Annotated in this window: 15 protein-coding genes; 6 read left to right on the plus strand and 9 right to left on the minus strand. The window is 52.3% G+C overall.

What is annotated here, in order from left to right; all coding sequences use genetic code 11:
- The first annotated feature begins 109 nt into the window (after positions 1 to 109).
- Both JTA15_RS01800 and JTA15_RS01805 read left to right on the plus strand, forming a co-directional pair.
- On the plus strand, positions 110 to 940 hold the full coding sequence (locus JTA15_RS01800; protein ID WP_020885006.1) for an alpha/beta fold hydrolase: 831 nt from the start codon (positions 110 to 112) through the stop codon (positions 938 to 940).
- 89 nt (positions 941 to 1,029) lie between these two features.
- Positions 1,030 to 1,647: a flavin reductase family protein gene (locus JTA15_RS01805; RefSeq protein ID WP_025204679.1), complete on the plus strand. Its 618-nt coding sequence runs from the start codon at positions 1,030 to 1,032 to the stop codon at positions 1,645 to 1,647.
- On the opposite strand, the gene rna is transcribed toward JTA15_RS01805, so the two are convergent.
- Complete coding sequence (rna, locus tag JTA15_RS01810; protein ID WP_041162488.1) at positions 1,641 to 2,450, minus strand: ribonuclease I; 810 nt, start codon at positions 2,448 to 2,450, stop codon at positions 1,641 to 1,643. The two genes, JTA15_RS01805 and rna, sit on opposite strands and share 7 nt — an antisense overlap.
- A gap of 94 nt (positions 2,451 to 2,544) precedes the next feature.
- Complete coding sequence (gene dcuC / locus JTA15_RS01815) at positions 2,545 to 3,912, minus strand: anaerobic C4-dicarboxylate transporter DcuC (RefSeq protein WP_020885003.1); 1,368 nt, start codon at positions 3,910 to 3,912, stop codon at positions 2,545 to 2,547.
- Between the two features lie 495 nt (positions 3,913 to 4,407).
- On the opposite strand from dcuC, the gene pagP reads away from it, so the two are divergent.
- Positions 4,408 to 5,025 carry a lipid IV(A) palmitoyltransferase PagP gene (gene pagP / locus JTA15_RS01820; protein ID WP_014169108.1) on the plus strand — a complete coding sequence of 206 codons (618 nt, stop codon included), beginning with the start codon at positions 4,408 to 4,410 and terminating at the stop codon, positions 5,023 to 5,025.
- A 190-nt stretch (positions 5,026 to 5,215) separates the two neighbouring features.
- The gene (gene cspE, locus JTA15_RS01825) at positions 5,216 to 5,425 is read left to right on the plus strand and encodes a transcription antiterminator/RNA stability regulator CspE (RefSeq protein WP_002439184.1); all 210 of its coding nucleotides are present in this window, start codon (positions 5,216 to 5,218) and stop codon (positions 5,423 to 5,425) included.
- A gap of 220 nt (positions 5,426 to 5,645) precedes the next feature.
- On the opposite strand, the gene crcB is transcribed toward cspE, so the two are convergent.
- Positions 5,646 to 6,029 (minus strand): fluoride efflux transporter CrcB, encoded by a 384-nt coding sequence (crcB, locus tag JTA15_RS01830; RefSeq protein WP_014169110.1) that lies wholly within the window; start codon positions 6,027 to 6,029, stop codon positions 5,646 to 5,648.
- Between the two features lie 67 nt (positions 6,030 to 6,096).
- Here crcB and JTA15_RS01835 point away from each other — a divergent pair, with 67 nt between their 5' ends.
- Together JTA15_RS01835 and tatE are read left to right on the plus strand one after the other, a co-directional pair.
- The gene (locus tag JTA15_RS01835; protein ID WP_219372807.1) at positions 6,097 to 6,885 is read left to right on the plus strand and encodes a deaminated glutathione amidase; all 789 of its coding nucleotides are present in this window, start codon (positions 6,097 to 6,099) and stop codon (positions 6,883 to 6,885) included.
- A gap of 126 nt (positions 6,886 to 7,011) precedes the next feature.
- Positions 7,012 to 7,215 carry a twin-arginine translocase subunit TatE gene (gene tatE, locus JTA15_RS01840; RefSeq protein WP_014169112.1) on the plus strand — a complete coding sequence of 68 codons (204 nt, stop codon included), beginning with the start codon at positions 7,012 to 7,014 and terminating at the stop codon, positions 7,213 to 7,215.
- 81 nt (positions 7,216 to 7,296) lie between these two features.
- On the opposite strand, the gene lipA is transcribed toward tatE, so the two are convergent.
- From lipA to rlpA, 6 genes are all read right to left on the minus strand, one after another.
- Entirely contained in the window at positions 7,297 to 8,262 is a 966-nt protein-coding gene (gene lipA, locus JTA15_RS01845) for a lipoyl synthase (protein WP_014169113.1), read from the minus strand.
- A 207-nt stretch (positions 8,263 to 8,469) separates the two neighbouring features.
- Complete coding sequence (locus JTA15_RS01850; protein ID WP_020885001.1) at positions 8,470 to 9,423, minus strand: YbeF family transcriptional regulator; 954 nt, start codon at positions 9,421 to 9,423, stop codon at positions 8,470 to 8,472.
- 291 nt (positions 9,424 to 9,714) lie between these two features.
- Positions 9,715 to 10,356 carry a lipoyl(octanoyl) transferase LipB gene (lipB, locus tag JTA15_RS01855; RefSeq protein WP_020885000.1) on the minus strand — a complete coding sequence of 214 codons (642 nt, stop codon included), beginning with the start codon at positions 10,354 to 10,356 and terminating at the stop codon, positions 9,715 to 9,717.
- 95 nt (positions 10,357 to 10,451) lie between these two features.
- Positions 10,452 to 10,715: a DUF493 family protein YbeD gene (gene ybeD / locus JTA15_RS01860; RefSeq protein ID WP_003858718.1), complete on the minus strand. Its 264-nt coding sequence runs from the start codon at positions 10,713 to 10,715 to the stop codon at positions 10,452 to 10,454.
- Between the two features lie 105 nt (positions 10,716 to 10,820).
- Positions 10,821 to 12,032: a D-alanyl-D-alanine carboxypeptidase DacA gene (gene dacA, locus JTA15_RS01865; protein WP_014169116.1), complete on the minus strand. Its 1,212-nt coding sequence runs from the start codon at positions 12,030 to 12,032 to the stop codon at positions 10,821 to 10,823.
- Positions 12,033 to 12,171: 139 nt separating this feature from the next.
- A complete protein-coding gene (rlpA, locus tag JTA15_RS01870) occupies positions 12,172 to 13,284 on the minus strand; it encodes an endolytic peptidoglycan transglycosylase RlpA (RefSeq protein WP_032677680.1) in 1,113 nt (370 codons plus the stop codon).
- Between the last annotated feature and the right edge of the window lie 4 nt (positions 13,285 to 13,288).

Consider the following 13,288-nt stretch of genomic DNA (forward strand, 5'->3'; position numbering starts at 1 on the left):
CATATGAATTTTCGGTGAAAAACGTGCTCCCTTGCCAATTTGCATTATTCTTTTTAAGCGCCCCCTGCGGGCGACTATCCGCATTCAGTGTTTCTTCTCAGGAGATCTCATGAGCGATTACGACAAAATTACGTTGAAAGACGGCAGTTATTTATATTTTAAAGACTGGGGAAGCGGGCAACCCGTGGTGTTTAGCCACGGCTGGCCGCTGACGGCGGATGCCTTTGAAGACCAAATGTTATACCTGGGATCAAAAGGATTTCGCGTAATTGCACATGACCGCCGCGGACATGGCCGCTCAGCGCAGCCGTGGGATGGGCACAATATGGATCAGTACGCCGACGACCTGGCTGAGCTGACGGCGCGTCTGAATCTGAAAGACGCTGTTCACGTGGGGCATTCAACCGGCGGTGGCGAAGTGGCGCGCTATATTGGTCGCCATGGTACGGATCGCGTGGCGAAAGCGGTACTTATTGGTGCCGTGACACCGATTATGATCAAAACCGATTTCAACCCGAACGGTGTGCCGAAAGAGGTGTTTGATGGTATTCGGGAAGGCGTGATTAACGATCGCGCAGCTTTCTTCTATGCGCTGACCGAGGCGTTTTATGGCTATAACCGCCCGGGGGCGAAAGAGTCCAAAGCGGTGCGGGAGAGCTTCGTTGAGCAGGGGCTTCAGGGGTCGATCAAGGCGCTGTATGACTGCGTAAAAGCGTTCTCTGAAACCGATCTGCGTGAAGATCTGAAAAAGATGACTATCCCGACGCTGGTGATCCACGGCGACGACGACCAGATAGTCCCGATCGAGACCTGTGGTCGGGTGGCTGCAGAGATCCTGCCGAACGCTGAACTGAAGGTCTATGCCGGGGGTTCTCACGGCATATGCACCACGCATAAGCACCAGATCAATGACGATTTGCTGAAATTTATTCAGTCTTAATTCCTGGCGGATTGCGTTACGCTGAGTGTCCTGATCCAGGGTACTGAGCGAAACGCAATTCGTGTCTGCCCCACCATTAAGAGAGCACTATGTATTTCTATCAACCTTCTCTGGGACACGGCCTGCCGCATGACCCACTGAACGCGATTATTGGCCCACGCCCGATTGGCTGGATCTCCTCGTGCGACAACGCCGGTCAGCTGAATCTCGCGCCGTATAGCTTCTTTAACTGCTTTAACTATCGTCCGCCCATCATCGGTTTTTCCAGCAACGGCTGGAAAGACAGCGTGCGTAATATTACCGAAACCGGCGAGTTTGTCTGGAACCTGGCGACGCGCGATCTGGCTGAAGCGATGAATGCGACCTCGGCGATGCTTCCCCACGATGAAAATGAATTTACCTTTGCGGGATTAACGCCAGCGGCCAGCCAGCTGGTGAACGCCCCGCGGGTGGCAGAAAGCCCGGTTAACTTTGAGTGTCGCCTGTCGCAGTGTATTCAGCTTACCGGGGCCGACGGCACACCGGTTGATACCTGGCTGGTGCTCGGCGAAGTGGTGGGTATTCACATCGCCGAAACGTTGCTGGAAGAGGGGATTTATCAGACGGCGAAAGCGCAGCCCATCCTGCGTGCGGGTGGGCCGACGGCTTACTATGGCATCAGTGACGAGCACCGGTTTGACATGACCCGACCGATCGTCAATCAGTGACCGGCTTTATCAATGACGAATTGTTTTCCGCAGTTACCCGGGTGTGGCTGCGGAGCAAATGAGGTCGCAGAAAGCGGATTATTAATGGTCTCTGCCTTCAGTGAGATCTGCATTTCGGTCAGGTAGGACGGGTTGCCATTACAGGTAAGCTTGAACGCTTTGACATTCTCCTTGCCCCAGCCTTTGGCCACGGCGCTGTCAAAGTCGCGGCGGCTTACGGTTTTTCCATAGTTATCGGCGAGGAACTTGCCGACCGCGCTGTTTTTTATCTCCTGATTCATGCGCACCATTGTGCCGAAATACGCGTCAGGATCAAAACCAAAGCACACGCCATGTTTGGCATATTCGTAGCGTTCCAGGCAGGAGTTACCGCCAGCACCTGGCATAACGCTGTTCAGCTTCGCAGCACCTGAAAGCGACAGTCCGGTTTCGGCTGCAGCGCATTTGCGACTGGCCTTCACCTCCGGCATGTTCGGGATTGGACGGGTCGCGCAGCCAAAACGCATCCAGCGACGTTCATCTACACCCCGTGCGGCAACAGATTTTGGCAGCCCCGGCCATAATCCGTGCACGGTCAGAAAATCGGTTTTGTTATCACTCTCTTTTTGTAAACGGCACTCTTCGGGCTCGTTGCGGTTACGGTCGGCCATGCTCTGGCAGAACCCGGTTTGCCAGGAAAGAGCCAGAACGTAGCGATCGAAATCGCCATACTGCGTTGCCTTGAGTGGGTCGGCCTGTGCGGAGAATACACAGAGTGCCAGCGCGATTGCGCCAGACGGAATAACGATATCCTTCCTGAACATGTGATTTCCTGATCGAATGAGCATGAATAATTTCTGGAAATTATTAAAGCACAAAAAGCGCCCGCAGGCGCTTTCTGGATATCAGGAATTTAGCTTAAGCTGCGCCGGGTACCAGCACCTGCGTGGCAATAATCACGATAATCAGCCCCACAATCACGGGGACGGAGGTGCGTTTGATCACTTCGAAAGGCGAGATTTTTGCCATCCCGGCAACGGCTACAACCACACCCGATACCGGCGAAATGGTGCGACCGAGGTTTGACGCCTGCAGCATGGGGATGGAGAGATAGGCCGGGTTAATGCCTGAGGAGTGAGCCAGTTTCGGGATCATCTCAACGAAGGCGTAGAACGGCGCGTTACCTGAACCGGTGGTCATGGCGGCGAGCATGGTCAGCACCACCAGAACCAGCATCAGGATAATACTGGCCGAGCCGAACGAGGTGGCGATGGAAATCAGGCTCTGAATAAAGCCGATGGTGCTCAGACCCTGGGCGAAGACGCCTGCTGCAACCAGCAGCATAACGACCCCTGCAAACGCATCCGCCATACCGCGATAGGCCACTTCCAGACCCGAGAAGACTTTCTGCGTGTTAAACCCACGCACAAACTCCAGCAGGGCGGCCAGCAGCATGCAGATCACCAGAATGGTGATGATGTGCAGCTGCGGGCCCCATTTACCGTCAAAAATAAGCACGCCAATAATAGGTGTGAACGGCAGAATGGCATAAAACGCCGGCGCGGTGGTGGTGATTTCACTCACGTCCAGCATCTCGTGGCTGATGTTCTCCTTCTTATCGAGATAACGCTGCCAGAAGAAGTGCGCGATGCCCATGCCGACAATGGCGACGATAGAAATGGGCAGCGTGGTTTTGAACGCAAAGTCGATAAGCGACATTTCAGCGGCTTTGGCTGCGAGCACGACATCACCGGAGGTGGGGGAAAGAATAATGGCGGCCGGCGAGGCGCAAATCGCGGCGGCCGCGCCGCGGCTGATACCGACGTTAACCATAATCGGGAACAGGGTGGCCATTAACAGTACGCCCAGACCGGTGGCGGACGACACGGCGAGGGACATCAGGCAGGCAAGGAAATAGGCCGCGACCATCAGCAGATACGGGGAGTTAATGTACTGCAGCGGTTTGGACGCCAGTTTAACCACCATATCATTCGCGCCGATATGGGTCATGTACGCCGCAAAACCGCACAGCATCATGATCATCATACCCAGGTCGCCACCGCGGCTCATGAGCAGGATTTTAATGTATTCAACAATGTCTGTGGCGGTGTAGCCCGTACTGTCTGCGCTGGCCGGTAACACCTGATGGCCCATGATGGCGCTGATAATGAGCAGGGTTAGCCCGCCGACAAATAACACCCCTGTGGCCGAGTAACCTTTAATGATGTAGCGCGCTACACCGACAATGACGACGACTCCGATAAGGAGCTCGATAAACGTAAGCATGGTTTCCCCTGTGTCCTTGCTGCCCGAGAGCACAAATAATCAATAAAAAAGAAGGATGAAATGTGCCGAATTAATGTTCTGTCCTTGCTGATTAAAATCAATAAACAGACTACTAAAGAAGATATTAACGGTATTTTTGCCATCGCCCCGGCATTTATCTCATGCGCATATTGACCGGTATAGATATCACTATATGTCAATTAAATGATAATGGGTTGTTAAATATTTTGTGGGTTTAAATTCGCCGCAGAAAGAAAAGGCAAAAACCCTTTGGGAATTGAGTTTTTAATGGCTGCCGGCAGCCCTCCGGAACGGGCCCTGGAGACCGTCATTGCTGGCGTTGGTGAGGTTGTCCAGCGTATTAAAGCCTAATAAAGGCTTACTTTTTATGTGATTATTATGGCGTGAAGGTATGTTCCTCTCAGAATATTCCCAGGAAGAAGCTGATTAATTAGGAATAACGCTGATGCTGTTAAGCTTTGATTAAACTATTTTATGGTAAACTTTGCCTCGAATACTAAGAATGGTAATTGCATTGTGATTGTACGTAATAAATTTTTCCTCATTTTGTTGTTTATTTTTGGGCAGTTAGCATTGTCGTCTGTTGCACACGCCGAGAGCAATGCAACCGATAAAGGCTGGTTCTCCACCTTCACTGATAATGTGTCGCAGACCTGGACTGCGCCAGAGCATTATGACCTGTATGTTCCGGCAATAACGTGGCATGCGCGTTTTGCCTATGACAAAGAAAAGACTGACAAATATAACGAGCGCCCGTGGGGGGCTGGTTTTGGTCAGTCGCGTTGGGACGAAAAAGGGAACTGGCATGGCATCTATCTGATGGCCTTTAAAGATTCCTTTAACAAGTGGGAACCAATCGGGGGTTATGGCTGGGAGAAAACCTGGCGTCCGTTAGCCGATGAAAACTTCCATGTGGGGCTGGGCTACACCGCCGGTGTGACCGCACGCGACAACTGGAACTACATTCCGATTCCGGTGCTGCTGCCTCTGGCCTCTATCGGCTATGGTCCGGCAACGTTCCAGATGACCTATATTCCGGGGACATACAACAACGGTAACGTTTACTTCGCCTGGATGCGTTTTCAGTTTTAACTGAAAAAACGTCACGTACTGGTGAAAAAGTGTGCAGCCGTTGATTCCGTTGAGATAAAAAACCGTCAGCAGAAATTAACGCGACTTTAGTCACTTTTTATCAAAGAACCGCTGGACAAAAGGTCCCACAATTGATGTACTGGTACCCGACACAGCATTTGTGTCGTTTTTTAATGTAAAGGTAATTTTGATGTCTAAGATTAAAGGTAACGTTAAGTGGTTTAATGAGTCCAAAGGATTCGGTTTCATTACTCCTGAAGATGGCAGCAAAGACGTGTTCGTACACTTCTCTGCAATCCAGTCTAATGGTTTCAAAACTCTGGCTGAAGGTCAGCGTGTAGAGTTCGAAATCACTAACGGTGCCAAAGGCCCTTCTGCTGCTAACGTAATCGCTCTGTAATTCAGACGCGTCAGCAAGAATTTCAAAACCCGCTCACTGAGCGGGTTTTTTTTCGCGTGGAATCAGCTAAGCAGATACATTTTGAGGAAGCTGGCAACGATCAGCACGCTCAACAACACCACACCTGCGCTCATCAGGTTCTGTTTCATTCTGTCACCCTCGTTCAGTATTGCGTTCAGAGTGACAGAGAAAAATTAAGCCAACATTAACGCAGCGTCTGTTAGTGCGTCGTGGCGGAAGAAAATAGCCAGAATGCGATCCCCGTCATCGCAAAGGAGCCGAGCATATTAATCGCAATGTTCATCAGCGCCCAGCCGACACGCCCTTCCTGAAACAGGAAAACCACTTCCGCCGAGAACGTTGAGAAGGTGGTTAAACCGCCGCAAAAGCCGGTGGTAATCAATAGCTTCCACACGGGATCGATATGCGTCATACGGTTAAACCAGGCCAGCCCCACGCCAATAATGAAAGCACCTATCAGGTTAGCCGCCAGCGTACCCATTGGAATAGCCTGATGCAGGGGATTAAAACGCATACTCAAGAACCACCGCGCAACGCTACCCGTACCCCCACCAATAAAAACGGCTAAAAGTAGTTGTAACACTGTAAATACCTGCTATTTGATGTGTAAGAGTGGCGAGTTTAACGCGGTTTTTGCTGAGGGGACAAATATGTATGTTGCGGTAGGACAGTTTGCGGTTACGCCTGACTGGCAAGAGAATGCAGATAAATGTGTCTCTCTGATGAGGCAGGCCCGCCTGAAAGAAGCTTCCTTGCTGGTGCTGCCGGAGGCGCTGCTGGCAAGAGATGACAACGACCCGGACCTGTCGGTGAAGTCTGCCCAGCCCCTGGACGGCGGATTTTTACAGCACCTGCTGGCGGAAAGTGCGGGCAATGGTTTGACCACCCTCTTTACGGTGCATGTCCCCTCGACGGCGGGACGGGCGGTAAATACCCTCGTGGCCATCCGTGACGGCGCGGTCGTTGCGCGCTATGCCAAACTCCATCTTTATGATGCCTTCAGCATTCAGGAGTCACGGCGGGTGGATCCGGGAGACAGCATCCCACCGCTGCTTGATGTCGATGGCTTTAAGATTGGGTTGATGACCTGCTACGACCTGCGTTTTCCTGAGCTGGCACTTACGCTCGCGTTAAAGGGGGCTGACGTGCTGGTTGTGCCTGCCGCGTGGGTCAAGGGGCCGCTTAAAGAGCATCACTGGGCAACGCTCCTTACAGCGCGTGCGCTGGATACAACCTGTTATGTTGTGGCCTCGGGGGAGTGCGGCAATAAGAACATTGGGCAGAGCAGGGTGGTGGATCCGCTGGGAGTTACGATAGCCGCTGCGGCGGAGGCCCCGGTTTTGCTGATGACAGAGTTACAGCGGGAGAGGATTACGCTTGCACGGCAGCAATTACCGGTTCTTCGCAACCGTCGGTTTGCGCCACCGCAATTATTGTGATGTTTTTTTCAACAATGCTTGATTCACCTTGTTACAGATTGCTATTGTGTGCACGCGTCAAATGACCGTTAATACAATCAGGTTTTTGGCGCTGAATGCAGCCTGGTTTATGTAAAGAAGGTATCTATGGGTGAGATTAGTATTACCAAACTGCTGGTGGTTGCCGCACTGGTCGTCCTGCTGTTTGGTACCAAGAAGTTACGCACGCTGGGTGGTGACCTGGGTGCCGCCATCAAAGGCTTTAAGAAAGCAATGAACGACGATGATGCGGCTGCGAAGAAAAGCGCCGAGGGTGACATCCCGGCAGAGAAGCTTTCTCACAAAGAGTAACGGCAATGCCTGAGGGCTTGCGAAAAAAAACCGGCTCAAGAGGCCGGTTTTTTTGTATTACTGTAAGTGAATATTACAGCTTTATTTCACTTCTTCGCCTTTTGCCTGCATATCGGCATGGTAAGAGGAGCGAACAAATGGGCCGCAGGCTGCATGGGTAAAGCCCATCGCCATCGCTTCGGCTTTCATCTCATCAAACTCATCCGGGCTCACGTAGCGCTGCACGGGCAGGTGGTGGCGACTTGGCTGCAGATACTGTCCCAGCGTCAGCATGGTCACACCGTGGCGGCGCAGATCGCGCATCACTTCGATGATCTCAGCATTCGTTTCACCGAGACCAACCATCAGGCCTGACTTGGTTGGAATATGGGGATGCGCTTCTTTAAAACGCTCCAGCAGCTTCAGAGACCAGTTATAGTCCGCACCAGGACGTACCTGACGGTAGAGACGTGGCACGTTCTCCAGGTTGTGGTTAAACACGTCTGGTGGCGTCGCGGTCAGGATGTCCAGCGCGCGATCCATACGGCCGCGGAAGTCTGGAACCAGCGTCTCAATTTTGATGTTCGGGCTTTTCTCACGAATAGCGGTAATGCAGTCAGCGAAGTGCTGAGCACCGCCATCACGCAGATCGTCACGGTCAACGGAGGTAATAACGACATAACGCAGCGCCATATCGGCGATGGTCTGTGCCAGTTTCTGAGGTTCGTTGGCGTCGGGTGCTACCGGGCGGCCATGAGCCACATCGCAGAAGGGGCAGCGGCGGGTACAGATGGCACCCAGAATCATAAACGTCGCGGTACCGTGATTGAAACATTCAGCAAGGTTCGGGCAAGAGGCTTCTTCACAGACGGAGTGAAGGCCGTTCTTGCGCATCGCCGCTTTGATCCCCTGGATACGCGAAGAGTCAGCCGGAAGTTTGATTTTCATCCATTCCGGTTTTCTTAACAGCGCTTCGCGCTCTGTAGCCACGTTTTTAACCGGGATAAGGGCCATTTTATCGGCATCGCGGTATTTAACACCGCGTTCCATCACAATGGGTTTACTCATAGCGTGCGTGTTCCAGTTGCGAATATCGAAGGAAAGCGTTTCTATTCAAGGGAATGTTGTATTTATCAACTATTTTTGAACGAACGACAGGCAGTATATCATTGAAACGGTCGGTAAAGCAGCCTGCCAGGTCGCCAATTTGTAAAATAGTTGTTGTTTTGTGCGTTTTGCCCGGCAGGGGGCAGGGGCTTGTGCTGTATCAACCTGTCAGAAGGCCTGGCGGATGACGCGGATAACGTTTTCCAGCACCGGATCGCGCAAGCTGAGTTTGTTGTAATGCAGTGAAATCTCGATAGATTCCGCATTGAGCTGGTTGAGAGGAATGCTCTCCAGCGGCCAACATTTACGCAACAAGGTATACAGACGCGAAGGCATGATGCAGAGCATGTCGCTGCTGCCAATCAGGGAGGCAGTGGTGAACATATTGTAACTACTGAAGCTGATCTGGCGTTCCGGGAATATCTCATCGATTCGCTGACGCAGCGCATGATTGGACTGTCCTTCGGTCATGAAAGACGAATGATCATAGTTACGCAGATTTTCAATGGTCAACGGCCCGCTCAGGGCGGGATGCTGCTGGCGGCACACCAGCACCAGGTTATCCGCATACAGGACATGTTGTCCGAGCGCTCGGGCGCTAAAGCTGCCGCTTTCTATAATCAGGTCGGTCTGAAACTGAGCAAGCTGAATATCAGGCTCGTTGAGCGGCACATTTCGCAGCAGGAGCTGGGGAACATGCTCTTTTATCGCCTGAAAAATAGCGGGCATCACCAGCACGCCGACAGACGGGGTGCAGCCGATAGTGATGGTTCTCTGTTTGTCATAGCTGCCGGTTAAATCCAGCGCACCCAGAATCGACTCCAGCCCCTGGCTGATGTACTCATGCAGATGGGTAGCGTAGGCCGTCGGCGTAACCCCCTGGCCCTTACGAATAAATAACGGGTCGGGAAATATAGCGCGCAGTTTTTGAATTGACTGGCTTATTGCTGAAGGCGTGAGATTAAGAATTTTCGCAGCATTAACGATACCCTTATGGACATATACTGCCTCAAAAATAGTCAACAAATTGAGATCAATATTACGTAAAGTCCGAAAAATTTGTGGCTTGTCCTCACCACCTGGGTCATTCAGTCGTTTGGCTGGTAAATTATTATACTCCACGCTTTCACTCCGTATACATTCACATTATGAATGATAGTTGAATTTATTTATTATGCTTGTAGAGATTCGTAAAGTGTTGGTTTTGTTTCACTTGTTTATCAAAAACAAACAGTTGTGTGATTATCACGCAAGTTACTTACGCCCTGTATGCAGTTCTGGCTGGAGGCTAAATAATATGTAGCGGTAATATTCGGGCGCTTCGAAAATATAGAATAAGCGGATTATTGTAAAGCGTAAAAGCGGTAAATAAACAGTGGCTCGTCAAATAATCGAGCCATGATGCATGATATATTAAGCAGTGATATATTCGTAAGATGGATTGTTAAGTAGGGCTAAAACGTTCTTCAAAAGCACAGGACGAATATTCTCTGGCGTTGCGCTTTCAACCCACTGGCGCATTTGCGTCATCTCCATTCCGGCGTAGCCGCAGGGGTTTATGCGCTGGAAAGGGGTAAGATCCATATTAATATTCAGTGCCAGCCCGTGGAAGGAGCAGCCTTTGCGGATACGCAGCCCCAGTGAGCAAATCTTACTTTCTCCCACATAGACGCCCGGCGCATCGGCACGCGGATGGGCTTCAATACCGTATTCCGCCAGCGTGTTAACCACGGTTTGTTCCAGCAGGGTAACCAGTTCGCGAACGCCGAGCTTTCTGCGCTTCAGGTTCAGCAGAACGTACATCACCTGCTGCCCAGGCCCATGGTACGTGACCTGCCCACCGCGATCGCTTTGAATTACCGGGATATCTCCCGTCATCAATAAATGTTCCGCTTTTCCCGCCTGTCCCTGTGTAAATACCGGCAGGTGTTCGACCAGCCAGATCTCATCAGGGGTGGTGTCATCGCGTGAATCGGTGAAATCATGCATGGCCTGGGAGACAGGCTCGTAAGGTTGCAGCCCGAGATGACGGACAAGAATTTTATCCTGATACAAAAGGACGTCTCCGAAGACGAGGGACAAAAGGTGAGGGAGAGTATATCACAAGCGGGGAGGCTGGTTACCCGGCAAACCGGGTAACCGCAGAGGGACTACAGCACCATACGAACAATTTCGATATTGCCGAGCTCTTCGTACAGCGTCTCAACCTGCTCAATGTGGGTTGCGGTAATGGTAATAGATACCGAGTGGTAGTTGCCCTTGCTGCTTGGTTTTACTGACGGAGAGTAGTCACCCGGCGCATGGCGCTGTACCACTTCAACCACCTGATCAACCAGCTCAGGTTTCGCCAGACCCATTACTTTGTAGGTAAACGGGGTAGGGAATTCAAGCAGTTCGTTAAGTTTGGTTTTCATGTCAGCTCCGGCGTAACGTCAAAAAGAATAACTCCCACGACAGGTGGGAGTTATCAGGATATCTAGTATATGGGGATCAAAATCACACTTTCAAGTGTTCAATTTTTAGCCAAACCAGTGATGGAACATCAATTTAATGTAATCAATGATTTTGCCGAAGAAATTGCCTTCCGGGATTTCTTGCAGAACAACCAGCGGACGCTGATCGATGGTTTTACCATCCAGCTGGAAGTTGATGGTGCCCACCACCTGGTTTTTCTGCAGTGGCGCGTGCAGCTCAGTGGTGTTCAGCACGTAGCTGGCTTTCAGATCTTTCATGCGACCACGAGGAATGGTCAGGTACAGATCTTTATCCACACCAAGGGAAGCACGGTCGTTATCACCGAACCAGACTGGCTCAGAAGCAAACTCTTTACCGGCTTTCAGCGGGTTCACGGTTTCGAAGAAACGGAAGCCCCAGGTCAGCAGTTTCTTGCTTTCTGTCTCACGACCTTTGAAGGTACGACCGCCCATCACGGCAGAGATCAGACGCATCTGACCTTCGGTGGCAGAAGCAACCAGGTTGTAGCCAGCTTTATCGGTATGGCCAGTTTTGATGCCGTCAACGTTCAGGCTGTTATCCCACAGCAGGCCGTTACGGTTGGTCTGACGGATACCGTTGAAGGTGAACTCTTTCTCTTTATAGATGGAGTATTCGTTCGGCACGTCACGGATCAGCGCCTGACCAATCAACGCCATATCACGTGCGGAGCTGTACTGACCATCTGCGTCCAGACCATGTACGGTCTGGAAATGGCTGTTCTTCAGACCCAGCGCGGTGACGTAGCTGTTCATCAGACCGACGAAGGCATCCTGGCTTCCCGCGGCGAAATCGGCCATTGCCACGCACGCATCGTTACCGGATTGCAGGTTAATACCACGGATCAGCTGAGAAACAGGAACCTGCATGCCCGGTTTCAGGAACATCAATGATGAACCTTTAAATACCGGGTTGCCGGTTGCCCACGCATCGTTACCGATGGTGACCAGATCCGTTTCTTTGAACTTCCCTGCTTTCATGGCCTGGCCGATAACGTAGCTGGTCATCATTTTGGTCAGGCTGGCCGGATCGCGGCGGGCGTCGGCATTCTGTTCAGCCAGCACTTTGCCAGAGTTGTAGTCGATCAGGATATACGATTCCGCGTCGATTTGCGGAACGCCAGGGATCATGGTCTTGATATTCAGGTCATCGGCGTGAGCTGCAGAGAGAGCAGTTGCGCAAAGGGCCGTGGTCAGCGCCATGCGCTGCACAAAACGAGCAGAAAAAGTGGTCTTCATGGTCAGAACAACGACATCCGTGATGGAATTAAAAAAAGTGCCTTACTATAGCAAATGCTATTCAGGCAGGCATCCGACTTTAAGCATGAGTTTGTGAATGTGTTTTACACAAATTGACACTTTGGATGCCGCCAGTTCATTATTTCGCAACAGCGATAAATGATTGTAGTTGGGCTTCATTTTGCAGGCGCTGCTGCAGAGACGCTGCTTGCGATTTGCTGGCAAACGGCCCCATCTGAATACGCCATACTGCGCCGTTTTGCGCAACGCGTCCCGGAACACCAAACTGCTGGCTCAGACGCTGTTGATACTGCTGCGCCCGGGCCTGATCGCTTACCGCCCCAACCTGAACCACAAAGCCGCCGCTGGCCGCCGCTGGAGCCGCAACCGGTGTGCTTTGCGCCGTCGCCGGAGCCGTTACGGGCGCAGGCTGTGTGGCAGGAGCGGCAACAGGAGCCGGTGCTGGCGTAGGTTCGCTGCCTTCCAGCACGCCGGTGGCTAACGTTGTCGGCGCGCCCAGGAAGCCGCTACTCTTTACCGGCGCACCCGTCGTGTCTTCGCTCTGCAGCGTATCATTGCTGATTGGGCGCACTTCTCCTGCTGGCTGAGAAGGCTCTGCCGGAGAAGAGACGCTTCCCATGCCGCCGTCCAGGTTCGGGCGGTCGGGAAGGGCGTAAGTCTGTTTCGCCACCGTCGTACACGCGGTACCTGGCCCGGAGAGGGTGCCATCCTGCGCCACGATAATCGGGTCAATACGGACTTTGGTATTGTTCGAGGTGTTCAGGCGGTCTGCAGCCGCGCGTGACAGGGAGATCACCCGGTCGTTACCGTAGGGACCACGATCGTTAATGCGTACCACGATCATACGACCATTCGCCAGGTTGGTGATACGGGCGTAGCTCGGGACAGGCAGGGTCGGGTGAGCCGCCGTCAGTTGCATCGGATCGAACGCTTCGCCGGTCGCCGTCAGGTTGCTGCCTGGCTCGGCATCATAAATGGCGGCAAAGCCAGCCTGGCTAAAGCGGGAGGGATCCTGAACAATTTTGTAGCTTTTGCCGTCGCGCTCGTAATCCTGATTCGCGCTGGCATTGAGCGGTTCATAAACGGGATCGGCACCGCTGATTTCAACGATCGGGCCATTACAAACCGCAGGCTGCGGCGGCGCGACGGTTGCCTGTTGCTGACCATCATCACTTGTGCAGGCCGCAAGTAAACTTGCCGCAATGCAGATCCCCAGCCACTGCTTACGCATTCCG

Source organism: Enterobacter sp. BIDMC 29 (genome assembly GCF_019378755.1).
In the GTDB taxonomy this organism is placed as follows: domain Bacteria; phylum Pseudomonadota; class Gammaproteobacteria; order Enterobacterales; family Enterobacteriaceae; genus Enterobacter; species Enterobacter ludwigii.

Excerpts from the sequence above, each read along its gene's own strand:
- JTA15_RS01800 (WP_020885006.1), top strand. The coding sequence starts at position 110 with ATGAGCGATTACGACAAAATTACGTTGAAAGACGGCAGTTATTTATAT.
- JTA15_RS01805 (WP_025204679.1), top strand. The coding sequence starts at position 1,030 with ATGTATTTCTATCAACCTTCTCTGGGACACGGCCTGCCGCATGACCCA.
- rna (WP_041162488.1), bottom strand. The coding sequence starts at position 2,450 with ATGTTCAGGAAGGATATCGTTATTCCGTCTGGCGCAATCGCGCTGGCA.
- dcuC (WP_020885003.1), bottom strand. The coding sequence starts at position 3,912 with ATGCTTACGTTTATCGAGCTCCTTATCGGAGTCGTCGTCATTGTCGGT.
- pagP (WP_014169108.1), top strand. The coding sequence starts at position 4,408 with ATGGTAAACTTTGCCTCGAATACTAAGAATGGTAATTGCATTGTGATT.
- cspE (WP_002439184.1), top strand. The coding sequence starts at position 5,216 with ATGTCTAAGATTAAAGGTAACGTTAAGTGGTTTAATGAGTCCAAAGGA.
- JTA15_RS01835 (WP_219372807.1), top strand. The coding sequence starts at position 6,097 with ATGTATGTTGCGGTAGGACAGTTTGCGGTTACGCCTGACTGGCAAGAG.
- tatE (WP_014169112.1), top strand. The coding sequence starts at position 7,012 with ATGGGTGAGATTAGTATTACCAAACTGCTGGTGGTTGCCGCACTGGTC.
- lipA (WP_014169113.1), bottom strand. The coding sequence starts at position 8,262 with ATGAGTAAACCCATTGTGATGGAACGCGGTGTTAAATACCGCGATGCC.
- ybeD (WP_003858718.1), bottom strand. The coding sequence starts at position 10,715 with ATGAAAACCAAACTTAACGAACTGCTTGAATTCCCTACCCCGTTTACC.
- dacA (WP_014169116.1), bottom strand. The coding sequence starts at position 12,032 with ATGAAGACCACTTTTTCTGCTCGTTTTGTGCAGCGCATGGCGCTGACC.
- rlpA (WP_032677680.1), bottom strand. The coding sequence starts at position 13,284 with ATGCGTAAGCAGTGGCTGGGGATCTGCATTGCGGCAAGTTTACTTGCG.